This is a genomic window from Streptococcus sp. HMSC072D03, assembly GCF_001812855.1.
In the GTDB taxonomy this organism is placed as follows: Bacteria; Bacillota; Bacilli; order Lactobacillales; family Streptococcaceae; genus Streptococcus; species Streptococcus salivarius_D.
The window spans coordinates 201,159-223,244 of the sequence record NZ_KV810649.1 but is presented as its reverse complement, the minus strand read 5'-3'; the positions used below and the strand labels follow the sequence as shown (position 1 = coordinate 223,244).

18 protein-coding genes are annotated in these 22,086 nt (G+C 38.8%); 8 read left to right on the top strand and 10 right to left on the bottom strand.

Features of this window, described 5'->3' with window-relative positions:
* Positions 1 to 61 precede the first annotated feature (61 nt).
* Positions 62 to 298: a 30S ribosomal protein S20 gene (gene rpsT / locus HMPREF2877_RS04990; protein ID WP_004182129.1), complete on the top strand. Its 237-nt coding sequence runs from the start codon at positions 62 to 64 to the stop codon at positions 296 to 298.
* Between the two features lie 77 nt (positions 299 to 375).
* Here rpsT and HMPREF2877_RS04985 read toward each other — a convergent pair whose 3' ends face one another.
* The 3 genes from HMPREF2877_RS04985 to HMPREF2877_RS04975 all read right to left on the bottom strand — a co-directional run bounded on the left by HMPREF2877_RS04985 (position 376) and on the right by HMPREF2877_RS04975 (position 4,323).
* Positions 376 to 1,791, bottom strand: coding sequence for a sensor histidine kinase (locus HMPREF2877_RS04985; RefSeq protein ID WP_004182392.1), 1,416 nt, complete (start codon positions 1,789 to 1,791; stop codon positions 376 to 378).
* Positions 1,781 to 2,455: a response regulator transcription factor gene (locus HMPREF2877_RS04980; protein ID WP_002891134.1), complete on the bottom strand. Its 675-nt coding sequence runs from the start codon at positions 2,453 to 2,455 to the stop codon at positions 1,781 to 1,783. The genes HMPREF2877_RS04985 and HMPREF2877_RS04980 overlap by 11 nt, the downstream gene beginning before the upstream one ends.
* Positions 2,456 to 2,652: 197 nt before the next feature.
* Positions 2,653 to 4,323 carry a formate--tetrahydrofolate ligase gene (locus HMPREF2877_RS04975; protein ID WP_004182072.1) on the bottom strand — a complete coding sequence of 557 codons (1,671 nt, stop codon included), beginning with the start codon at positions 4,321 to 4,323 and terminating at the stop codon, positions 2,653 to 2,655.
* Between the two features lie 194 nt (positions 4,324 to 4,517).
* Between HMPREF2877_RS04975 and HMPREF2877_RS04970 the strand changes: the two genes are divergently transcribed.
* The 5 genes from HMPREF2877_RS04970 (at position 4,518) to HMPREF2877_RS04950 (ending at position 8,838) form a co-directional block, all read left to right on the top strand.
* Complete coding sequence (locus HMPREF2877_RS04970; RefSeq protein ID WP_070578955.1) at positions 4,518 to 5,201, top strand: phosphopantothenate--cysteine ligase; 684 nt, start codon at positions 4,518 to 4,520, stop codon at positions 5,199 to 5,201.
* On the top strand, positions 5,194 to 5,739 hold the full coding sequence (coaC, locus tag HMPREF2877_RS04965) for a phosphopantothenoylcysteine decarboxylase (protein WP_022496697.1): 546 nt from the start codon (positions 5,194 to 5,196) through the stop codon (positions 5,737 to 5,739). The genes HMPREF2877_RS04970 and coaC overlap by 8 nt, the downstream gene beginning before the upstream one ends.
* A gap of 28 nt (positions 5,740 to 5,767) precedes the next feature.
* On the top strand, positions 5,768 to 6,340 hold the full coding sequence (locus tag HMPREF2877_RS04960; RefSeq protein ID WP_045772381.1) for an ECF transporter S component: 573 nt from the start codon (positions 5,768 to 5,770) through the stop codon (positions 6,338 to 6,340).
* Positions 6,341 to 6,406: 66 nt separating this feature from the next.
* The gene (locus HMPREF2877_RS04955; protein WP_004182060.1) at positions 6,407 to 6,967 is read left to right on the top strand and encodes an ECF transporter S component; all 561 of its coding nucleotides are present in this window, start codon (positions 6,407 to 6,409) and stop codon (positions 6,965 to 6,967) included.
* A 152-nt stretch (positions 6,968 to 7,119) separates the two neighbouring features.
* A complete protein-coding gene (locus HMPREF2877_RS04950) occupies positions 7,120 to 8,838 on the top strand; it encodes a phospho-sugar mutase (RefSeq protein WP_004182081.1) in 1,719 nt (572 codons plus the stop codon).
* Between the two features lie 134 nt (positions 8,839 to 8,972).
* Here the strand turns inward: HMPREF2877_RS04950 and metF are convergent, their stop codons facing one another.
* From metF to HMPREF2877_RS04935, 3 genes are all read right to left on the bottom strand, one after another.
* Positions 8,973 to 9,848, bottom strand: coding sequence for a methylenetetrahydrofolate reductase [NAD(P)H] (metF, locus tag HMPREF2877_RS04945; RefSeq protein ID WP_021144026.1), 876 nt, complete (start codon positions 9,846 to 9,848; stop codon positions 8,973 to 8,975).
* Positions 9,849 to 10,034: 186 nt separating this feature from the next.
* Positions 10,035 to 12,284, bottom strand: a complete 2,250-nt coding sequence (gene metE / locus HMPREF2877_RS04940; RefSeq protein ID WP_070578951.1) for a 5-methyltetrahydropteroyltriglutamate--homocysteine S-methyltransferase — start codon at positions 12,282 to 12,284, stop codon at positions 10,035 to 10,037.
* Positions 12,285 to 12,536: 252 nt separating this feature from the next.
* Positions 12,537 to 12,836: a hypothetical protein gene (locus tag HMPREF2877_RS04935; protein WP_070578948.1), complete on the bottom strand. Its 300-nt coding sequence runs from the start codon at positions 12,834 to 12,836 to the stop codon at positions 12,537 to 12,539.
* A 199-nt stretch (positions 12,837 to 13,035) separates the two neighbouring features.
* On the opposite strand from HMPREF2877_RS04935, the gene pabB reads away from it, so the two are divergent.
* The gene (gene pabB, locus HMPREF2877_RS04930) at positions 13,036 to 14,766 is read left to right on the top strand and encodes an aminodeoxychorismate synthase component I (RefSeq protein WP_070578945.1); all 1,731 of its coding nucleotides are present in this window, start codon (positions 13,036 to 13,038) and stop codon (positions 14,764 to 14,766) included.
* 216 nt (positions 14,767 to 14,982) lie between these two features.
* Entirely contained in the window at positions 14,983 to 17,619 is a 2,637-nt protein-coding gene (locus HMPREF2877_RS04925; protein ID WP_014633028.1) for a calcium-translocating P-type ATPase, PMCA-type, read from the top strand.
* 146 nt (positions 17,620 to 17,765) lie between these two features.
* On the opposite strand, the gene dltD is transcribed toward HMPREF2877_RS04925, so the two are convergent.
* Genes dltD through dltA form a run of 4 tightly spaced genes read right to left on the bottom strand, consistent with a single transcriptional unit; the run spans position 17,766 to position 22,078 of the window.
* Positions 17,766 to 19,034 (bottom strand): D-alanyl-lipoteichoic acid biosynthesis protein DltD, encoded by a 1,269-nt coding sequence (gene dltD, locus HMPREF2877_RS04920; protein ID WP_070578942.1) that lies wholly within the window; start codon positions 19,032 to 19,034, stop codon positions 17,766 to 17,768.
* Positions 19,027 to 19,266 carry a D-alanine--poly(phosphoribitol) ligase subunit DltC gene (gene dltC, locus HMPREF2877_RS04915; protein WP_002891149.1) on the bottom strand — a complete coding sequence of 80 codons (240 nt, stop codon included), beginning with the start codon at positions 19,264 to 19,266 and terminating at the stop codon, positions 19,027 to 19,029. Before dltC ends, dltD begins: the two co-directional genes overlap by 8 nt.
* 17 nt (positions 19,267 to 19,283) lie before the next feature.
* Positions 19,284 to 20,531: a D-alanyl-lipoteichoic acid biosynthesis protein DltB gene (dltB, locus tag HMPREF2877_RS04910; protein WP_002891150.1), complete on the bottom strand. Its 1,248-nt coding sequence runs from the start codon at positions 20,529 to 20,531 to the stop codon at positions 19,284 to 19,286.
* Entirely contained in the window at positions 20,528 to 22,078 is a 1,551-nt protein-coding gene (dltA, locus tag HMPREF2877_RS04905; RefSeq protein ID WP_014634613.1) for a D-alanine--poly(phosphoribitol) ligase subunit DltA, read from the bottom strand. The genes dltB and dltA overlap by 4 nt, the downstream gene beginning before the upstream one ends.
* Positions 22,079 to 22,086 lie beyond the last annotated feature (8 nt).

Sequence of the window (22,086 nt, the reverse complement as noted above, 5' to 3'; positions counted from 1 at the left end):
TGCCAAGGGGCCTAAAATAACGTATAATGACATAGTTAGATAAATTTTGGAGGTGAAAACATTGGCAAATATTAAATCAGCTATCAAACGCGCTGAACTTAACGTTAAACAAAACGAAAAAAACTCAGCTCAAAAATCAGCTTTGCGTACTGCTATTAAAGCATTCAACGCTAACCCAACTGAAGAAGCTTACCGTGCTGCATCAGCTAGCATCGATAAAGCCGCTTCTAAAGGTTTGATTCATAAAAACAAAGCAAGCCGCGATAAATCACGTCTTGCAGCTAAATTGGCTAACTAATTGAAAGCTCCATTTAGGAGTTTTTTTATTACCTAAAAAACCTGCTAGATTATCGTCTAGCAGGTTTTCTTTATTAATTAAACTCCGGTGATCTTAACTTCAAAAATCGTTCCCTTTGGTTGATTATCTTTAACAACAATTGTTCCTTTAAGGGCTAAAACAATTTGTTGCGCTAGGGATAAGCCAAGTCCAAACCCACCTTTTTGTCTGGTTCTAGCCTTATCTACGCGATAAAATCGATCAAAGATTTTTTTCTTATCACTATCTGATATTCCAGGACCATTATCAGCTACAGAAATATAAAGATGCCGGTCATTAGTGCGGACAGTAAAGGTAACATGTCCGTCATCTTCCGTATATTTAATCGCATTATCAAATAAGATGGTCATTAACTGTTTCAATAACGTTTTATCAGTCTGGATTGGACGACCAACTTGGTTTTGAGCCGTGAAACCTTTCTCATTTTCTTCTGCAATCATGGCATAGTTGGTAAAGACTGTATCAAAGAAAGCAGGTTCTAAGGTTTCGATTTCTGGTTTAATACCATCGTCACGACGAGCCAAGTTCAAAAGATTAGTCGTCAAAAGACGCATGTTGCGTACTTCATCAAGACTTGAAGCAATATTCTCTGAATTATCTAGAATGGTGCTCTCAGGCTTGCGGAAAAGAACTTCTAATCTGTTTTGAATCACAGCAAGCGGTGTCCGTAACTCATGGCTAGCATTCTCAACAAAAGCCTTCTGCTTCTCCAAGCTTTCCTGGATAGGACGTCTTGACCACTTAGCCAAATACATACTAGCCGCAACAGATAAAAGCCAGAAGAAACTCATCATGATGACAATTAGCTTAACATAACGTTCAGTGGCTTCTTCCAATTGAGTTGTATTAATCGCAATAACAAGGTACTTAGCATCAGGATAGAGGCTATTATCTACTTTTTCAGTAATCAGACGGTACTTTTCCGTTTGATCGAAATAATTCTGAGCACTTCCCTTGCTGATAACATCAATGTTATTTTTGTCTATTGGTAAATTGGATAAGCTTGAAAATTTATCAACAACATTAAGGACTTTTCCATTCTTATCAAGTACCAAGACACTAGTATTTGCCGCAACAGATAAATCGTGAGGGGTATCTTCAATTTTTGATTTCTTCTTAGGCTCTTTCTTAGAGCCACTCGAGTCAGGTGTTTCAGCTGTCGACTCTTTAGTATCATAGGCTTGGTAAATGGTTGTCGTATTATTTTGATCTACCTCAGAAGTCAGAAAAAGTTCCCGTTTTAGCATTTCCATTTCTAAATAAGAATTGGTTTTAGTGGCTGCCATTTTCAGACTAGAGTCCACATTGGAATAAACGCCGTAACTCAGAATCTGCAAAATCATGACAGTCATGATAAGGAAAATACCAGAAAAAGTGGCAAAGAAATGAATGAACGACTTAAATCCGTCTGACTTGATTCTCCTAAAGAGATAATTGAAAAATTTAGTCAGCATTCTTCAAAATATACCCCACACTTCTCAAGGTTTGGAGATTGGCAGCAAAGTCTGTTCCTTTAAGTTTCTTACGAATTTTAGAAACATAAACCTCAACAACTGATACTGTGGTATCACTATCAAATCCCCAAAGACGGTCAAAAATTTGTGACTTAGGCAAAATTACGTTTTGATTTTGTAAGAAGTAAACTAATAAATCAAACTCTTTACCAAGAAGTTCTACTTCTTTATCCCCCACAAAGGTTGAATTTGTAGCAAGATTGACACGAACATCACCAAAAGAAAGTGTGTTTTGGTCAAATTTACCAGATCGTTTCAAAAGTGCTTGAATACGCATCTTCAACTCTTCTAAATAGAAAGGTTTGGTTAGATAGTCGTCTGCACCCAGTTCAAAGCCATGACCCTTATCATCTAGACTTTCCTTAGCCGTCATGATAAGTACAGGAGTTGTTACACCTTTTTCACGTAATTCTCTAAGAACCGTGAAACCATCTTTTTCAGGTAACATAAGGTCTAAAAGAATCAAATCATAGACGCCACTTTCAGCTTCGTAGAGACCTTCATCTCCATCAAAGACTTGCATCACATCAGCAAAGTCATCTAAAAAATCAAAAACTGAGTTCGACAAACTCAAATCATCTTCTACTAGTAGTATTTTAATCATAGTTATCCCCCTTGTTAGGTGTCAAAGATACAAATAACACTTTGACTAAGTTTTATCATTATATCTAAAATAGACGTAATCATCTAGTGCTTTGATCTTATTTTATTTAGATTTAGTCTACTAAACTTTCCTTAAGTTTTTCATAACTCTAACAAAAAAACAGCACCAATAGGTACTGTTTATATCGATATTTCTTCTTAGAACAAACCAACAGCTGTTCCGTCTTCAGCTACGTCCATCTTGAGGGCTGCTGGTGCTTTTGGAAGACCAGGCATTGTCATGACGTCTCCTGTAAGAGCTACGATAAATCCAGCACCTGTTTTAGGAACAAATTCACGGATAGTGATATCAAAACCTTCTGGTGCTCCAAGTAAGAATTGGTTATCTGAGAAGCTATATTGTGTTTTAGCCATACATACTGGCAATTTATCCCAACCGAATTCTGCAAATTGTTTGAGTTGGTTCTTAGCTTTTTTCTCGAAGACAACTGATTTACCACCATAGATTTCAGTAACAATCTTAGTGATTTTTTCTTCCAAGCTATCATCATCAGAATAAAGACGTTTATAGTCGGCATTACCATTTTCAACAGCATCAACTACTGCGTTGGCAAGGTCAATACCACCATCAGCACCATTAGCCCAAACGCTAGCCAATTCAACAGGAACATCGATTTCTGCACAAAGTTCTTTAAGGGCTGCAATTTCAGCTTCTGTATCAGCAACAAACTCGTTAATAGCAACGACTGCTGGAAGACCAAATTTACGAACGTTTTCTACATGACGTTTCAAGTTTGCGAAGCCATCACGAACGGCCTGAACATTTTCTTCAGAGAGGTCAGTTTTGGCTACCCCACCGTGCATTTTGAGAGCACGAAGTGTTGCAACAATAACAACGGCATCAGGAGTTGTTGGGAGGTTTGGAGTCTTGATATCAAGGAATTTTTCAGCACCAAGGTCAGCACCGAAACCTGCTTCAGTAATCGTATAATCAGCCAAACGAAGAGCTGTAGCTGTAGCTAGAACTGAGTTACATCCGTGAGCGATGTTGGCAAATGGACCACCGTGTACCAAGGCTGGTGTCCCATAAATTGTCTGTACCAAGTTTGGTTTGATGGCATCTTTAAGAATAAGGGTAAGCGCACCTTCAATTTCAAGATCACGTACATAAACTGGTGTACGATCATAACGGTAGGCAACTACAATATTTGCCAAACGTTCTTTAAGGTCATTAATATCAGTAGCCAAGCAAAGAATCGCCATGATTTCAGACGCAACAGTAATATCAAAACCATCTTCACGTGGAATACCATTAAGTGGTCCGCCAAGACCAACGTTTACATGACGAAGCGCACGGTCATTAAGGTCAACCACACGTTTCCAAATGATACGGCGTTGGTCAATGCCGAGAGCATTTCCTTGATGAATATGGTTGTCAAGAAGGGCTGACAAAGCATTATTCGCTGTAGTAATAGCGTGCATATCCCCTGTGAAGTGGAGGTTGATATCTTCCATCGGAAGCACTTGAGCGTAACCACCACCTGCAGCACCACCTTTGATTCCCATAACCGGACCAAGTGATGGTTCACGAAGGGCAATCATTGTTTTCTTACCAATTTTGTTAAGAGCATCTGCAAGACCAATTGACATGGTTGATTTCCCTTCACCAGCTGGTGTTGGGTTGATAGCTGTCACCAAAATCAATTTTCCTGGCTTATTGTCTTTGACAGCATTGATTTTATCAAATGACAATTTTGCCTTATATTTTCCGTAGAGTTCCAAATCGTCAAAGCCGATTCCAACTTTTTCAACTACTTCTGTGATTGGTTTTAATTCTACACTTTGAGCAATTTCGATATCTGTTTTCATGAGACACTCCTCTATATTTTTCTAGAATCTATTATATCAGAGTTTGATAAAAAACGCATTATTTTTGGTTAATTACTTTTCAATGTTCGGTTTTTGTTTTGTTATAAATCGTTATAACTTTAATTTATAGGGGTACGCCTCAAAAATACTTACTTTTTATTTACTAAAGACCCAATTTTTAGTACAATACTACTATGAAAATTTTGATTACATCGGGTGGTACCACTGAAAAGATTGATGCTGTACGTGAAATCACAAACCATTCAACAGGTTATCTAGGAAAGGAAATCGCTGAACTTTTCTTGGCTAAGGGTCACCAAGTAACCTTAGTAACGACCAAGACAGCGGTTAAACCAGAACCGAAAGAAAATCTAAAGATTACAGAAATTACGAACGTAGAAAGTCTTCTCAAAAAGATGGAGCCACTCGTCAAAGAGCACGATGTTCTTATACATAGTATGGCAGTCTCTGATTATACTCCTATTTATATGACGGATTTTGCTGAACTGGAGGACACCGAAGATCTCGCTCAATTCTTGCATAAATCTAACACTGAAAGCAAGATATCATCGGCTTCTGATTATCAGGTTCTTTTTCTTAAAAAAACACCGAAGGTCATTAGCCTCGTCAAACAATGGAATCCTGATATTCAATTGATTGGCTTCAAACTTTTGGTTAATGTAAGTAAAGAAGAGCTTTTTGAGGTTGCTCGTGCAAGTCTGAAACACAACAAAGCTGATATTATTGTTGCCAACGACTTGAGTGACATTACTCCAAATCAGCATATTGCCTATCTTGTTGACGAAAAAAACGAGGAGAAAGTTACGACTAAATCTGCGATTGCTCGAGCCTTATTTGAAAGGATATGCCATGACTAAACGTATCATCCTTGCTGTTTCAGGATCAATATCTGCCTATAAAGCAGCTGATCTAACAAGTAGGTTAAAGAAAAAAGGTTATGACGTTCACGTCATTATGACTGAAGCTGCTCAAGCCTTTATCACCCCTCTGACACTTCAAGTCCTTTCGAAGAACCCTGTTCACACTGATGTCATGGAAGAAAAATTGGCTGAACGTATTAATCATATTGACTTAGGTAAAGAAGCTGACCTCTTTGTTGTAGCTCCAGCTTCAGCAAATACCATTGCCAAATTAGCATATGGTCTAGCCGATAATATGCTTACTGCTACTGCTTTAGCTTTACCTAGCACCACCCCAAAACTAATTGCCCCTGCAATGAATACGAAAATGTATGAAAATCCACTGACTAAGAAGAATCTAAATACTTTGCATGACCTTGGCTACCAAGAAATTCTTCCAAAATCAGGTTTACTGGCTTGTGGAGATACAGGACGTGGTGCCTTAGCTGATATTGATGACATTATTGAATCCATTGACAATGCTTTAACAAAATAGCCTTGCAGAGAATAAAAAGGAGTTTATGATGAATAAGAAAAATAAAGCAAACCAAACGGCTCAGTTATCCCTCTTGATAGCTACAATGGTTGTAATCGAAGTACTCAGTCAAACCATCTTTGCTGCTTTTGTACTTCCAATCAAACCAACCCTAACCCATATCCCAGTTATTATCGCTAGCATCGTCTACGGTCCTAAAATTGGAGCTTATTTGGGTGGCTTCATGGGAATTATGAGTATTATTCGAAACACTGTTATCTATACGGTTAGTAGCTATCTCTTTAGTCCTTTTGTTGAAGGGGGAACTTGGGCATCTGCAGTCATTGCCATCGTTCCTCGTATCCTGATCGGTATTTTCCCTTACTTTGTCTACAAATTACTTCAAAACCGTCTAGGTCTGATGCTATCTGGGGTTTTAGGTGCTTTCACAAATACATTTTTCGTACTTCTCGGCATCTATTTCCTAATCCCTAACTTCTACACAGCAGGTGGCAAAACACTGATGGCAACCATTTTCACAACAAATTCGATTGCTGAAATGATTATTGCTGGACTTTTGACAGTAAGTATCACTCCTATGCTTTTACGATTGAAAAAGTAAATCATTTAATCTATGGATAGTGCCGAAAATCAGATACTATTCTATAAACCGTTAAGGAGAATTTTTATGAAAAAATCAACCGCTATTGCAAGAATTGCCATCTTTTTTGCAGTAATGCTCACCATTCATTTTGTAACTTCCTTCATTCTCGAATTTGTTCCGTCTGGTATTCAACCGACCTTAGTTCATATTCCTGTTGTTATCGCTTCCGTCATTTATGGACCTAGAATCGGAGCTGTTTTGGGACTCCTCATGGGCCTCTTTAGTGTGACCATGAATACATTGGTTTTGACGCCAGCAAGTTTCCTCTTTAGTCCCTTTGTCTCACATGGAAATCTCTATTCTCTCATTATTGCACTGTTTCCACGTATTTTAATCGGAGTGACTCCTTACTTCGTCTATCGATGGCTACACAATCGTACTGGTTTAGTGACAGCTGCTATTGTCGGGTCTATGACCAATACCATTTTTGTTCTATTGGGAATTTATATCTTCTTCGGTAACATCTATGGTGGTAGTTTTCAACATTTTCTTGCTTTAATTTTGACAACAAACTCTCTTATTGAAGTTATTGCTACAGTTCTTGTCACAACTGCAGCCGTTCCGACACTTGAAAGATTAAAATAATTAGTTAGGTCGAGACTGATATGTCTTGGCTCTTTTATTTTCATTTACATTTTAGATACCATTTTCTTTTTAAAAAGATTTACAATTATCGCTAGAATTTTCTGAAAAAATTTGTTATAATGTAAGCGGTTAAAAATATAAAGGAGATTGCTATGTCTTACACTGAAAATTATCAAAAATGGCTCGACTTCGCTGAATTGCCTGCTTACCTTCATGATGAGTTGGTCGCAATGGATGAAAAAACGAAAGAAGATGCCTTCTATACCAACCTTGAATTCGGTACAGCTGGTATGCGTGGATTGATTGGTGCTGGTACTAACCGCATTAACATTTACGTTGTTCGCCAAGCAACTGAAGGTTTGGCCCAATTGATTGACTCAAAAGGGGAAGAAGCTAAAAAACGTGGTGTTGCTATTGCCTATGACAGCCGTCACTTCTCTCCAGAATTTGCATTTGAATCTGCACAAGTTTTGGCAGCTCACGGTATTAAATCTTACGTATTTGAAAGCCTTCGTCCAACACCTGAATTGTCATTTGCAGTACGTCATCTTCACACATTTGCTGGTATCATGGTAACAGCCAGCCACAACCCTGCACCATTTAATGGTTACAAGGTTTACGGAGAAGACGGTGGACAAATGCCACCAGCAGATGCAGATGCATTGACAGACTACATCCGTGCTATCGAAAATCCTTTCACTGTGCAATTGGCTGACCTTGAAGAAAGCAAAGCTAGCGGCTTGATTGAAGTTATCGGTGAAAACGTCGACGCTGAATACTTGAAAGAAGTTAAAGGCGTTAACATCAACCAAGACTTAATCAATGAATACGGTCGTGACATGAAGATTGTCTACACTCCACTTCATGGTACTGGTGAAATGTTGGCACGTCGTGCTCTTGCGCAAGCTGGATTTGAAGCTGTACAAGTTGTTGAAGCGCAAGCTGTACCAGACCCTGACTTCTCAACCGTTAAATCTCCAAACCCTGAAAACCAAGAAGCATTTGCTCTTGCTGAAGAACTTGGTCGCAAAGTAGACGCTGATGTATTGGTTGCAACTGATCCCGATGCTGACCGTCTTGGTGTTGAAATTCGTCAACCAGATGGTTCTTACCTCAACCTTTCTGGTAACCAAATCGGAGCTATCATTGCTAAATACATTCTTGAAGCTCACAAAACAGCTGGTACACTTCCTGCCAATGCTGCCCTCTGTAAATCAATCGTATCAACTGAGTTGGTTACTAAGATTGCAGAAAGCTACGGCGCAACGATGTTTAACGTCTTGACTGGTTTCAAATTTATTGGTGAAAAAATTCATGAATTTGAAACACAACACAACCACACTTACATGCTTGGTTTCGAAGAAAGCTTCGGTTACCTCATCAAACCATTCGTACGTGACAAAGATGCTATCCAAGCTGTTCTTATCGTTGCTGAAATCGCAGCTTACTACCGCTCACGTGGCATGACTTTGGCAGATGGTATCGAAGAAATCTACAAACAATACGGCTACTTCGCAGAAAAAACCATCTCTGTTACCCTTTCAGGTGTTGACGGAGCTGCTGAAATCAAGAAAATCATGGATAAATTCCGTGGCAATGCTCCTAAACAATTCAACAACACAGACATTGCTAAGACAGAAGACTTCTTGGAACAAACAGCTACTACTGCTGACGGCGTTGAAAAATTGACAACTCCTCCAAGTAACGTGCTTAAATACATCTTGGCTGATGATTCATGGTTTGCCGTTCGTCCTTCAGGTACAGAACCAAAAATCAAATTCTACATCGCTACAGTTGGTGAATCTGAAGCAGATGCTAAAGAAAAAATTGCGAATATCGAAGCAGAAATCAATGCTTTCGTAGGCGAGTAATATTTAAGACTTAGAGCTAAGCTCTGAGTCTTTTTTATACATTACACTACTAGAATTAAGGAAGTCACTTTTTTCATACTATAAACACGAAACCACCTATAGATTAAACTATAGGTGGTAGTTTTATGATTCAATTATAGAGCGCTAACTTGTGAATGATGCTTAAATAAGGAATGAGTCGCTTCGTGAATATGACGAGCAGTTTCTGCATTATTCATGGTGTAGAGGTGAACGCCTGCAACATCTTGAGTAACAAGGTCGACAATCTGGTCAATCGCATAAGCAAGACCTGCCGCTCTAAGTGACTCAGGATCATGCTCATACTTATCCAAAATGGCACGGAACTTACGTGGCAAATGGATATTCTCACAAGTCTTAAGCAAACGTAGAGCTTGGTTACGATTCAAAATTGGCATAATACCCGCATGAATTGGTACATCAATTCCAGCCAAGGTACATTTATCTTGAAAATCATAGAAACGTTCATTGTCAAAGAAGAGTTGGGTTAAAAGACCAGAACAACCTGCATCAACCTTTTTCTTAAGGTTTTGGATATCAGAGATTTGATTTGGCGAATCTGGATGCCCTTCAGGATAGCAGGCACCGATGATATCAAATTGAGGAGCTTCTTCCTTGATAAATTCAATCAAATCAGTGGCATATTTAAAGTCTTTAAGAGGTTCCACACCAGGAATGATATCGCCACGTAGGGCTAAGATACGGTGTACACCAACGGCATCCAAGTCACGTAAGGTATCAGCAACCTTTTCTTTACTCAAATAGATAGCTGGAAGGTGGGCAATCGTTGGGATAGCTAGGTCATTTTGAATATGATCTGCCAAAGGAACCGTCGTCTCTTTGATATTATATTTGTTATTACTAGCTGTCACACTGATAAAGTGTGGAGCCAATCCTTGCATATCCTCAAGAGCACGTAGGATTTTTTCATTACCTACTGCTGGGTTAGGTGGAAAGACTTCAAAAGAGAGTGATGGTGTTTGGCTTGTCATATTTTATACCTTCTTCTTTTTAGATTTTTGTTAAGACGAAAGCTGTTTTAAGTGCCTACTGACTTCATGAGTTCAGTTAAACACTTGTTAATCATAGCCTGCTTGCAAAAATCTTTAGAAAATTATTCGCTATTGAAAACCTTCTACACTTAAGGAAGAAGGTCTTCAACGTATGATAACTTCTGCTTACAAGTTTTCGCGAGCTGCTTTTGCAGCTTCTACAAGCTTGATCAAGCTTTCTTTAGTTTCTTTGATTCCGCGAGTCTTCAAACCACAGTCAGGGTTGATCCAAACTTTACCGCTTGGTACTTTAGCCAAGATTGCTTCGATAGTGTGGTCAATTTCACCGTCTTGTGGGACACGTGGTGAGTGGATATCGTAAACCCCAGGTCCAACTTCTGTTTGGAAGTTTTGAGCTTTAAGTTCATCCAAGATTTCAAGATTTGAACGGCTAGCTTCAAATGAGATAACGTCAGCATCTAAGTTGTCGATAGCTGGGATGATATCTGTAAATTCTGAGTAACACATGTGAGTGTGGATTTGTGTGTCTGGTGCTACTGTTGAGTGAACCAAACGGAAGGCTGGAATAGCCCAGTCGAGGTAATCCTCGTACCAGTCACTACGACGGAGTGGCAATTTTTCGCGAAGAGCAGCTTCGTCAATTTGGATAATTTTAACGCCTGCAGCTTCAAGGTCAAGAACTTCATCTTTGATTGCAAGAGCAATTTGAAGAGTTGAATCCTTGATAGAGATGTCTTCACGTGGGAATGACCAGTTAAGGATAGTAACAGGTCCAGTCAACATACCTTTAACAGGTTTGTCAGTACGGCTTTGTGCGTAGCTAGACCATTTCACAGTGATTGGGTTAAGACGAGTCACATCACCCCAAATGATTGGTGGTTTAACCCCACGCATACCATATGATTGCACCCAACCGTTTTTAGAGAAGAGGTAACCTGACAAGTTTTGACCGAAGTATTCAACCATGTCGTTACGTTCGAATTCACCGTGTACAAGCACATCAAATCCAACTTCTTCTTGCCATTTAATCCATTCATCAGTGATTTCAGCAAGGAATGCATCGTATTCTTCTTGTGACAATTCATTCTTACGGAAAGCCAAACGTTTAGCACGAACTTCCTTAGTTTGAGGGAATGAACCGATAGTTGTTGTTGGAAGCAATGGAAGTTTGAAAGCATCTTTTTGAATCACTTCACGTTCTGCAAATGCTGGCAAACGAGTGTAATCAGCTTCAGTCAAGCCTGCAATACGAGCACGAAGTTCAGCATTTTCACCAACACGCTCAGTCGCAAAGAGTTCTTTGTTGGCTGCAAGGGCTTCTGCACCTTGACCATTGCGGATAGCATCCAAATCACGCAATTCGTCCAATTTTTCAACCGCAAAAGCAAAGTGGTTCAAGATAGCTGGTTCAAATTCTTCGTTAGCAGTTGTAAATGGTACATGAAGAAGTGAGCAAGATGTTGTCAAAACAACATTTTCAGCTGGAACTTGTTCAAGAATTTCAAGACTCTTCTCGTAGTTGTTACGCCAGATGTTTTTACCGTTGACGATACCGGCATAGAGAGTCTTATCAGCTGGGAAACCACCTTTAACCAATTCAAGTGTTTTCTTACCTTCAACAAAGTCAAGACCAATACCATCAACTGGCAAGTTCACAAGATCATTGTAGACATCACGAACATCACCAAAGTAAGTTTGGATCAAGACTTTAAGACCTTTTTTATCAGCCAAGAGTTTGTTGTAGATATTCAAGAAGAGAGCTTTTTCTTCAGCTGTCAAATCTTTAACAAGGGCTGGCTCATCGAGTTGAATACGAGTCGCACCAAGCTCAGCCAATTTTGCGAAGACTTCTTGGTAAGCTGCCACAAAGCTGTCTACAAAGTCTTCTGCTTTCACACCATCTTCAAAGTCAGATAATTGAAGGAATGTGAATGGTCCAACCACAACTGGGCGTGTGTTAAGTCCCAATTCTTTAGCTTCTTGGTACTCATCAAAAATCTTGTGACCAGCAAGTTTAACTTCTGTTGTTTTTTCAAATTTAGGAACGATGTAATGGTAGTTAGTGTTAAACCATTTTTTCATAGGAAGGGCACGTACATCCCCTTTTTCACCTTGGTAACCACGCGCCAAAGCAAAGTAACGTTCAAGATCTGTCAAATCCAAGTTTTGAACAGATTCAGGTACGACATTGAAAAGGAAAGCTGCATCAAGGAAGTTATCGTAATGTGAAAAATCATTTGAAGGAATTTCACTGATACCCTTCTCTTTAACAATATTCCAGTGTTTTGCACGCAAGTCTTTGGCTGCTGTTAAAAGTTCATCTGCAGTAATTTCATTTCTAAAGTATTTTTCTGTTGTAAATTTTAATTCGCGGAATTCACCCAAACGTGGGAAACCAATGATAGTAGTTGACATCTTGTGTCCTCCTCTTTGTTGTTGAACTTATCTTACCAAAGAAATGGGTGTCTGTATAATTGCTATTAGTTTTCTCTATATATAGTTTTAGACTATAACCTATAAAACAAAGGGTTTCCAGCTCCTGTTATCTCCTTTTGTTTAGATATTGTTATAGCTAATAACTATATACCAACCTGATAAATCCTTTTTTATAACAAAAAATCCCTAGACTTTTGTCTAGAGACTCTATTATTTACTAGGATTAGGATACTAAGCTCTATAGGTGCTCAGTACTTTCTCTTGAAGGCAAGATGATGTATAAGACATATTCTCACTATTGTAACTTTTCCAAATATAATAACCAAAAACTACCAATACCAATAAGAAACAAATTCCCAATACGACTAACCAAATGATTTGTTTCTTTAAGCTATCATACTCACTCATATAGCTATTATGAATGTTAATAAGTTCATTTCTTTTTTTGTTACTTGACTCTTTAGCAATGGCAATTTCTAGCTCGTACATTTGATGCTTCCATGAATTACTTTTAGATGTCCCTCTTTTCATTTTTTTATGTAAAAAACTGCTGTTACCCTTCTTTAAATTGTTTTTTTTGTCATACTTCCCTCTGAAATCTTCTTTTAGTCACCACTATTATAACATATGTAAAACTGTCAAAAAAGTTCATTTTTAGTTAAAATTTTGAGAAAGAGAATTAAAACATGAAAAAGAACCAGAGGGAAACTTCTTATGTTATACTCTAAGTATGCATAAGAAAACTGTTATTGATTTTAAAGAACTTGGTGTCAGACAAATCTTTACAGACGCCATTAAAGAACTAAAAACAAAGGACATTAAGGAAGTTAAGCATCTCTTAACTGAAGTCGAAGCCTATCAAAATAAGGGCTATTATGCAGTAGGTTATGTTTCCTATGAAGCAGCTCCTGCCTTCGAGACAAAATTTCAGGTTATTGCTGGTCCATTAATGTCAGAGTATCTCCTCTACTTCACTATTCATGAAACTGTTCAAATAGAGCCTATTCCACTTGCTTATGAGCCAATTGCCTTACCAAAATCTTGGCAAGAGCTAACTTCTGCAGAGGAATACAAGGCTGCTATTGAGCAAATACACCACCATATTCGACAAGGTGATACTTATCAAGTCAATTATACTGTTCAACTTCAACAGAACCTGACAGCTGATCCCTTTGCCATCTATAACCGATTGGTTGTTGAGCAAAATGCACATTACAATGCCTTTATTCAGCACGATGATGTCTCTATCATTTCCATAAGCCCAGAACTCTTTTTTAAAAAAGATGGTGATAGATTGACCACTCGTCCTATGAAAGGTACTACTAATCGTGGTTTGACAAGTGAATCTGACCTCAAACAAGCCCAGTGGCTAGCTCAGGATCAGAAAAATCGCTCTGAAAATATGATGATTGTCGATCTTCTTAGAAATGACATGAATCGTATTTCAAAAATAGGAAGTGAGGATGTCAAGAGCCTTTGCCAAGTTGAACAATACTCTACGGTTTGGCAAATGACTTCGACTATTGAGACGCAACTCCTACCAAATAGTAGTTTAAGCGATGTCTTCCAAGCCCTTTTTCCATGCGGCTCGATTACAGGTGCCCCAAAAATAGCAACCATGGAGATTATTAAGAAGGTTGAAAAACAGCCTCGAGGTGTCTATTGTGGAGCTATTGGTATCTTGATGCCACAGGGACCTAGTATTTTCAACGTGGCCATTCGAACACTACAAATGGAAGGAACCAAAGCTATCTATGGTGTCGGAGGAGGTATTACCTGGGATAGCAACTGGGAAGCTGAATATGAAGAAACCAAGCAAAAAGCTGCTGTTCTATACCGTCAGAACCCCAAATTCAATCTCATTTCAACTGGTCGTGTCCATCAAGGAAAACTGCTATTTCTTGAGGAGCATATGAAACGCTTGCAAGAGAGCAGTCGCTACTTTGACTATCCTTTCAATGCAGAAAAAGCACACTATCAAGTCGAAGCTCTGTGCAAATCACTAAACCTTGACAAAGACTACCGTCTTAAAATGTCACTTGCAAAAGATGGTGAACTGAAGTTTGAACATACCCAATTAACAAACTTATCTAATGACTTCTGCCAAGCAAGGTTAGTTGAGCAAAGGCATCCGTTGGATAGCCCCTATACCTTCTTCAAAACAAGTTACCGTCCTCACCTTAGTATCGAACCTCACGAACAAATTTATTATAATCATGAGGGGCAACTCCTAGAAACCTCTATCGGTAACATCGTTCTTAAAATCAAAGACCAACTCTACACACCACCCGTTCACCTCGGCCTCTTAAATGGCATCTACAGACAAAGACTTATTGCTGATAATAAGCTTAAAGAAAAAGTCTTGACCTTAAAAGATATGGAACAGGCTCAGGCCATCTATGGATGCAATGCGGTGAGAGGGTTGTATGAATTGAAGGTGAAAAAACAGAATTATCTCTAAATAAAAAATGCGGGTTCTTTGTACACTCCTACACTTGCTAAAGAGAAAAGAAACTTCAATATTCTATTGGTGAAAAATCAACAACTTAATAGTAAAATAAAGTATAATACTTACTGATGGTTATTCAGTTATCGTGACTGTAATGATAAACTTTTTGGCTTATAATTTACTAGCCTTAAAACTCAGTAATAATTTAGAAAGGATACAAAACCTTAAATGAAAAAATTTAAAGGCTTGACTTCTGCTGAAGTTCAAGCAAGTAAGAACGCTCATGGCGATAATAGGCTATCTAGTAAAGAGGCTAACTCGCTCCTCTCAATCTTTATCGAAGCCTTCCAAGATCAATGGATTCTTATCCTCTTGGCTGCCTTAGGATTAAAAATCATCTTTAACTTTGTTGGAATGATTTTCCCTGCTATTGGTGAAGCTAATTGGTATGAGGCTATCTCACTAATTTTCGCCATTTTGATGTCTACAGGATTTTCAGCAGTCTCACAATACCGAAATGAGCAAAAGTTCAACACTCTTCAGGAAGAGGCTTCAAAAACTAATGCTAAGGTTTATCGTGATGGTAAACTTAAAGAGGTTCTCGTTGATGATATTGTAAAAGGTGATCAGATTCTCCTTCAATCAGGGGACAAGATCCCAGTTGATGGTATCATCTTGGAAGGTGAGTTAAAAGTAAACCAAGCTGTCCTTAATGGTGAAAGTGAAGATGCTAAAAAACTTCCTCTTGGTGATCAAGCAGAGCCAGACTCTTCCGACCTCTTTACAGAGCTCAAAGCCTTCCGTGGTACAGTTGTTACTTCAGGCGAAGCCGTTATGGAAGCTACACAAATTGGTGATAATACCGTTCTAGGAAGCATCAATACTTCTCTTCAAGAAGATAGTAAAGATTCACCATCCAAAGAAAAACTCAACAAGCTTGCTGGAAACATCGGTGTCCTCGGTTATAGTGCAGGTGCTGCATATTCAGTAATCAACCTTGTTTTAGGCTTTATTGCCCTTAATAAGGCTAATAACCTCAATGGTGGTTCAATCTTCCTTCTTATCATTGAAACAATTCTCTTTGCGGTTACAATCATCATCATGGCCGTTCCAGAAGGTCTTCCAATGATGTTGGCACTCGTTTCTTCAATGAACTCAGGACGACTTTTAGCTCAAAATATCTTGGTTCGCCATCCTGATACCATTGAAACAGCCGGATACATGAATATCCTCTTCAGTGATAAGACTGGTACTATCACTGAAGGTAAACTATCTGTAGTTGACTTCTTCCTTGCTGATGGAACACTTTATGCGGCTACTGGTGAAACTGATGCTCCTGATTTTGACACAATGTCAGATAGCCTAAAAGCTGAAATGATTAATGGTATCGGTCTTAATAACGATGCCATGGTAGCTGATGGCAGTGCTGTTGGTAGTAACGCCACTGATCGTGCACTTCTTGATTTCCTTATCGGACGTTCTCAACTTGATTTCGATACGAATACAATTACTGAGAAGCAACAATTCAACTCAGCAACAAAATTCGCAAGTGTAACGACTAAGGACGGAAAAACTTACATCAAAGGTGCTCCAGAATTCATCCTAGATGACTGCTACTACTATCTTGATAGAGATGGTAATAAACAAAACTTTACAGATGATATTAAAGCTCGTTTCCAAGAATTATCATTGGAACAAGCTAACCGTTCAATGCGTTTGCTTGCTATCCTAAATACAGATGGTAATGATAAAGTTTTAATTGGTATCGTATGTATCCGTGATAACGTTCGCTCATCAATTAAACAAACTGTTGAAACAATGAACCGTGCGGGTGTTCAAGTAGTTATGGTAACTGGTGATCGTAAAGAAACCGCTGTTGCTATCGCTAAAGAAGCCGGTATCGTCACTGGAGAAAATGACCTTGTCCTTACTCACGATGAACTCTCTGCCCTCTCAGATCAAGAACTTAAACAACAATTGCCTCACTTAAAAGTGGTCAGTCGTGCCCTTCCAATGGATAAAAAACGTCTTATTGAGGCAGCTCAAGACCTCGATATGGTTGCTGGTATGACAGGTGATGGAGTCAATGACTCACCTGCCCTTAAATCGGCTGATGTCGGATTCTCAATGGGTGATGGTACTGAAGTCGCACGTGAAGCCTCAGATATCGTTATCTTGAATAACTCATTGACTTCGATTGAAAAAGCCGTCCTCTATGGACGTACTATGAGTAAGTCAGTAAGTAAATTCATTATCTTCCAATTAACCGTTAACGTGACTACAATTGCTATGTCACTTCTCTCACCACTTTTGGGCCTCAAAGAACCATTTACAATTATCCAAATTCTCTGGATTAACCTTATCATGGACACACTTGCTGCCCTTGCCTTTGGTGAAGAGCCTACCCTAGATCGTTACATGAATGAAAAGCCAGTTGCTAAGAAGGCAAATATTCTTACTGGCTATATGAAATCTGCTATTGGTGTAGCTAGCGTCTTCATTACTCTTGTATGTTTAGCTATTCTTAAAAATGTTGGTGGTATCGAAGACTTTATCACAAATGGAACTGGCAACTTTGAAATGGTAACAACATTCACCTTTACAGTATTTATCTATGCTGTCATTTTCAACTCACTTAATACACGTAGTAATGGATTCAATGTTTTTGAACATATCGGCGAAAACAAGAAATTCTCAATTGTAATGATTTCTATTGCTGTCGTTCAAACCTTGATTATTCAATTCGGTGGTAAAGTATTTAGTACCGTTCCAATGGACGTTCAACACTATATCGTTGCACTTCTTATCGCGGTTTTGATTATCCCTGCAGATTTAATTCGAAAAGCTCTAACTAAAAACAAATAACGATCTGTTTAACGTATTATAAAACTTAAAAGGATAAAAAGGATTGGCGTAATTCCCAATCCTTTTTATAATTTATGAAGGTGATACCGTGGAAAGATCATAACATAAAAAGGCTTTAACAAGCCTTTTTGATTTATTAAGTAATACTACTTAAACTGACTAGGAGCCCCTGTATAACCTGCCCAATCCTTACTATAAAAGCGGTCGTTCAAGTTATAGCTAGGTGCAGGTGTTGGATTACTTACAAATGGATCAACAGCCTTGTCAAAGGCTACCCATCCTTTCCATCCCATATGAATGGTATCTTGCATGAAGTAAGGTTGATCTCCATCTTTTGAGAAGTCAGCAATATTGGTAAAGCCTTGACTTTCTAATTGATAACAGATTTTAGAAACCGTAGCATCATACATTTCTTGACTTAGTCCCGTATAAGCCATCCACTTGCTATTAACAGGTGGGATGACAAAGATGACGTTAGTATTTGACTTAGCAAATTGATTTAACACCAACTGTAGGTCACCGTATTCTTGTGAAACTTCATACGAAAGATTCTTTTGGAAACCTTTAAGTTTACCAATCTTTTTAGCCAAACGTTTCTTATAGAAACGGTCATCGATACCAAAGTCGTTTGACTTGGTATGGGCTTCTGCATCTCTTACGGCAACCCGGTCAAGTGCCTCGTAAGAGAACTTGTCTGGCAACTCTTTAAGATAAGGAAGAACCTTCTTGTCGTAATTTGCATTATTTGATGCTGCAAAAGGACTGAACAAGGCATCTTCTCGCTTATTAAGCTCTGCCATAAATTGAATATAAGTCTTATCAAGAGAATTTAAATCTTGCCCATTAGCCACTTTAGAAAGTTGAGATTTCATAGTAATCTCAGGTTTCATCTCTAAGATGCGCTGAGCTGCATACTGAGAATTTGCATCCGTCTGATTTTGACTTAAGAAACTACTAAGTTGGTCGTTATTGTAGAACTGCTGGAAAGCCGCAGAATTGTAACCTTTTTTAGTAAACCACTGTGGTGACAAGACATAGACTGCTGTCCCATTTTTCAATTCGGGAAGCATTTGTTGCATTCCCAAATATTGGTTTAGAGAGGCAGCCCCACGTTGTCCAATAAAATATGGGCGATAGTTACGGTCGTATTTTTCAGCTAAAACAGCTGGATGAAGGGCATCAAAACGCAACCACTCACTAGACCCAAAGAAAGGGACAAATCGATGATTCTTATCAGAAAGAGCTGTCGTCTTATTAATACGGCTCTTAAAGTTCTCAGTTGTCAAGGTTACTGCGTTACGTTTTTCAACCTCATAATTATGTTTTCTGCCTTGAGGGTAGGAAAAAATAACTACTACTACCAAGACTAAGGCACAGATTATAGGGCCAAAAATTTGCCATAAACGCTTAAGCATTGCGAAGCTCCGTTACCCCTTCAACAATCTTATTAGCTGTGTTCCAGTCATCACGACCAAATTCTGAAACTGGCACACGAATATCGAAACGTGATTCCAATTCAACGATAAGCTCAACTGTTCCCATAGAGTCGAGAACACCAGCATCGAAAAGGTCTTCATCCATCATGTCTGAAACATCTTCCATGAAGAGTTCATCAATAATTTCAATAACTTCTGATTTTACATCCATTTTTATAATTCCTTTACTTATTTTTTAGTGAACCAAAGGTCATTCAAGAATCCAGAGAAAATCAAGAATGACAACATAACAGTGTTAAATGTAATAAAGATTCCCAAAGCCTTCGTCCATTTATTTTCAGGAAGTGGCTCAAGACCAGCTTTCTTACGTTCTTTATTAATGGTCTTCTTCTTACGTAACCAGGCATCATTAATTCCTAGACCAATACCATGGAAAATACCATAAGCAATGTAGTACCAGGTAACTCCATGCCAGAATCCCATAACCATCATATTAATGACATAGGCAACATTTGATGTCGTGTTACGGTTTTTGAAAACCTTGTTACGCATCAAAACCATAACCAAACGCATAAAGACAAAGTCACGGAACCAGAAAGACAAGCTCATATGCCAACGATTCCAAAATTCTTTCAAGTCTCGTGAGATGAAAGGTTTGTCAAAGTTGATTGGGCTCTTAATCCCCATAAGGTTAGATGCTGCTAGGGCAAACATCGAGTAGCCTGCAAAGTCAAAGAAAAGATCAAAACCGAAAACATACATAACACCAAGTGTTGGTAAATTAAAGATACCACCTTGAGCTAAAGCTTGTGTTTTCAGTGAAGGTAAAAGCATACTTCCAAAAATTTGAGCCAAGACAAATTTATAGAGAAAACCGAGCATAATATACTTGACAGCTTGCTCCAACATATTCATCAACTCATCTCTCTCAGGAATCGCTTGGTAATCTTCGTTAAAGCGTTTGAAGCGATCAATAGGACCACTCGTAAAGGTTGGCATAAAGAGCATGAATCGGAGGAATTCTCCAAGTGTAAACTCTTTAAGGACACCATCCCGCATCTCGATAATCATACCAACTGATCGGAAGGTCAAGTAAGAAATACCAAGAAAGTTTAAAAGGGACTGAGTACCATTTATCGCAGGCTCTACCTTAACAAAAATCAAGGGAAGGACTACAAGAAATGAGTGTAAATAGAAAACCCATTTATTGTCCTTTTTACTGCGGTAATGTTTGTAGGAATAAACCCAGATGATTTGCCAAACGATATAGAAGAGTAAGGCTAGTAATTGGCTAGCATGTGTTCCTGTCAGAGCAAGAACAATAAAGGCTAGACTGACCAAACACTCATAAATTGCAAAACGCTTTTTAAAGAAGAGACCCACAAAGATTGGCAATAGAGCTAATCCAAGATAGATAAAATAGAAGGGATTACCGTAGGCTTCTAAATGGGGGAGCTGTTTCAAGAAGTCAATCATCGGTTGTTAACCTCACTGATAAGACCCTTGATATCGATTTTCCCATTTGGTGTTAAAGGCAAGCTCTCACGATAGAGGAACTTAGTAGGCATCATGTAAGACATCATGATATCTTCTAAGTCTGCCTTAATCGCCTTGGTGATATCAATTTCACGTTCAAACTGCTCACGAACACCATCCTTAAGAATCACATAAGCCAAGAGGTTCTGAACCTTATGGTCTTTATTGTAACGTGGCACAGCTACTGCTGAATCAATATACTTAGACTTATTAAGGTTTTGTGAAACATCCTCTAGCTCAATACGGAAACCATTAAATTTAATCTGGAAGTCCATACGACCACCGTAAAGAAGGAGACCTTCATCAGTCATCGTTCCTACATCACCAGTATGGTAAGCAGGAAGGCCATTAAACTCGAAGAAGGCTTCCGCAGTCTTTTCAGGATTGTTCATATATCCTTTTGAAACTGCTGGTCCTGATACGATGATTTCACCCTGTTGACCATTTGGAAGGATATTGCCATCCTCATCGATAATATAAGTCGGTGAATCTTCCTTGGTATAACCAATCGGCAAACGCTTAAGGTTAGCCAGCATCTCATCAGTTACTGCTACTGCTGATAAGGCGACAGTTGCTTCAGTTGGTCCGTAAGCATTGATAATACGTGCTTCTGGGAAACGTTGGCGAAGCTTTTGAGCAGTCTTGACAGTCAACTCTTCTCCGTCAAAATAGAAATGCGTAATTTCTGGCATCTTCTCTGAATTGAAGTCTTCAGACAACATTGCCATATCTGCAAAAGATGGTGTTGATGTCCAAATGGCAATTGGAAGTGAGAAGATCGTTTCAAAGAGCTTCTTGAAGTCCTGTGTAATAGCTGAAGGAAGAGCATAAAGTGTTCCTCCAAGTGCCAATGTAGGTGCCCAGTACATTACCGATAGGTCAAATGAATAAGGCGGTTGAGCCAGCATTTGTGGACGTTTTGGAGTCGCAAATTCCTTATCCGTAATCATCCAGTTGGTGAAACTAAGGAGATTATTGTGTGAAATTTGAACCCCTTTAGGCTTACCTGTAGTTCCTGATGTGAAGATGATGTAATAAGTATCATCCCCCTTAACAGGATGAGTCACTTCGTAGCTAGTCTTGCTTTCAAAAGCTGTTGTCACTTGATCCAATGTTAGAATTGGAGCTTGGACTTCCTCAAGTGGGAAGTCATTGATAGCAATAATCAGACTAGGCTCTGCTACTTCAACGATAGCCGTCACGCGCTCAAGAGCTGAGTGACTATCAATTGGAATATAAGCGTGACCAGATTTAGTCAAAGCGACAAAAGTTGCCAACATTTCATACTCTTGACCGCCATAAACCACAACAGGTGATTTTTCTGGAATATCAAGACTATCAATCTTGGCAGCTAGGCTATCCGAGTCAGCTTTTAAGTCACCGTAAGTGTGAACTTCCCCTAAAATATTGTAAACAGGAAAGTCAGGTTGTGATTGAGCAAACTGCTCAATCGTTTCGATCATATCTTTAATTTTTGTATTCGTCATTATTCTTC

What these genes read in the sequence shown, in the direction of transcription:
- dltD (WP_070578942.1), bottom strand. Translation starts at nt 19,034, where the DNA reads ATGCTTAAGCGTTTATGGCAAATTTTTGGCCCTATAATCTGTGCCTTA.
- HMPREF2877_RS04970 (WP_070578955.1), top strand. Translation starts at nt 4,518, where the DNA reads ATGAAAATTTTGATTACATCGGGTGGTACCACTGAAAAGATTGATGCT.
- HMPREF2877_RS04960 (WP_045772381.1), top strand. Translation starts at nt 5,768, where the DNA reads ATGAATAAGAAAAATAAAGCAAACCAAACGGCTCAGTTATCCCTCTTG.
- HMPREF2877_RS04925 (WP_014633028.1), top strand. Translation starts at nt 14,983, where the DNA reads ATGAAAAAATTTAAAGGCTTGACTTCTGCTGAAGTTCAAGCAAGTAAG.
- pabB (WP_070578945.1), top strand. Translation starts at nt 13,036, where the DNA reads ATGCATAAGAAAACTGTTATTGATTTTAAAGAACTTGGTGTCAGACAA.
- HMPREF2877_RS04950 (WP_004182081.1), top strand. Translation starts at nt 7,120, where the DNA reads ATGTCTTACACTGAAAATTATCAAAAATGGCTCGACTTCGCTGAATTG.
- dltC (WP_002891149.1), bottom strand. Translation starts at nt 19,266, where the DNA reads ATGGATGTAAAATCAGAAGTTATTGAAATTATTGATGAACTCTTCATG.
- metF (WP_021144026.1), bottom strand. Translation starts at nt 9,848, where the DNA reads ATGACAAGCCAAACACCATCACTCTCTTTTGAAGTCTTTCCACCTAAC.
- metE (WP_070578951.1), bottom strand. Translation starts at nt 12,284, where the DNA reads ATGTCAACTACTATCATTGGTTTCCCACGTTTGGGTGAATTCCGCGAA.
- HMPREF2877_RS04980 (WP_002891134.1), bottom strand. Translation starts at nt 2,455, where the DNA reads ATGATTAAAATACTACTAGTAGAAGATGATTTGAGTTTGTCGAACTCA.
- HMPREF2877_RS04975 (WP_004182072.1), bottom strand. Translation starts at nt 4,323, where the DNA reads ATGAAAACAGATATCGAAATTGCTCAAAGTGTAGAATTAAAACCAATC.
- dltA (WP_014634613.1), bottom strand. Translation starts at nt 22,078, where the DNA reads ATGACGAATACAAAAATTAAAGATATGATCGAAACGATTGAGCAGTTT.
- HMPREF2877_RS04935 (WP_070578948.1), bottom strand. Translation starts at nt 12,836, where the DNA reads ATGAAAAGAGGGACATCTAAAAGTAATTCATGGAAGCATCAAATGTAC.
- dltB (WP_002891150.1), bottom strand. Translation starts at nt 20,531, where the DNA reads ATGATTGACTTCTTGAAACAGCTCCCCCATTTAGAAGCCTACGGTAAT.
- HMPREF2877_RS04955 (WP_004182060.1), top strand. Translation starts at nt 6,407, where the DNA reads ATGAAAAAATCAACCGCTATTGCAAGAATTGCCATCTTTTTTGCAGTA.
- coaC (WP_022496697.1), top strand. Translation starts at nt 5,194, where the DNA reads ATGACTAAACGTATCATCCTTGCTGTTTCAGGATCAATATCTGCCTAT.
- HMPREF2877_RS04985 (WP_004182392.1), bottom strand. Translation starts at nt 1,791, where the DNA reads ATGCTGACTAAATTTTTCAATTATCTCTTTAGGAGAATCAAGTCAGAC.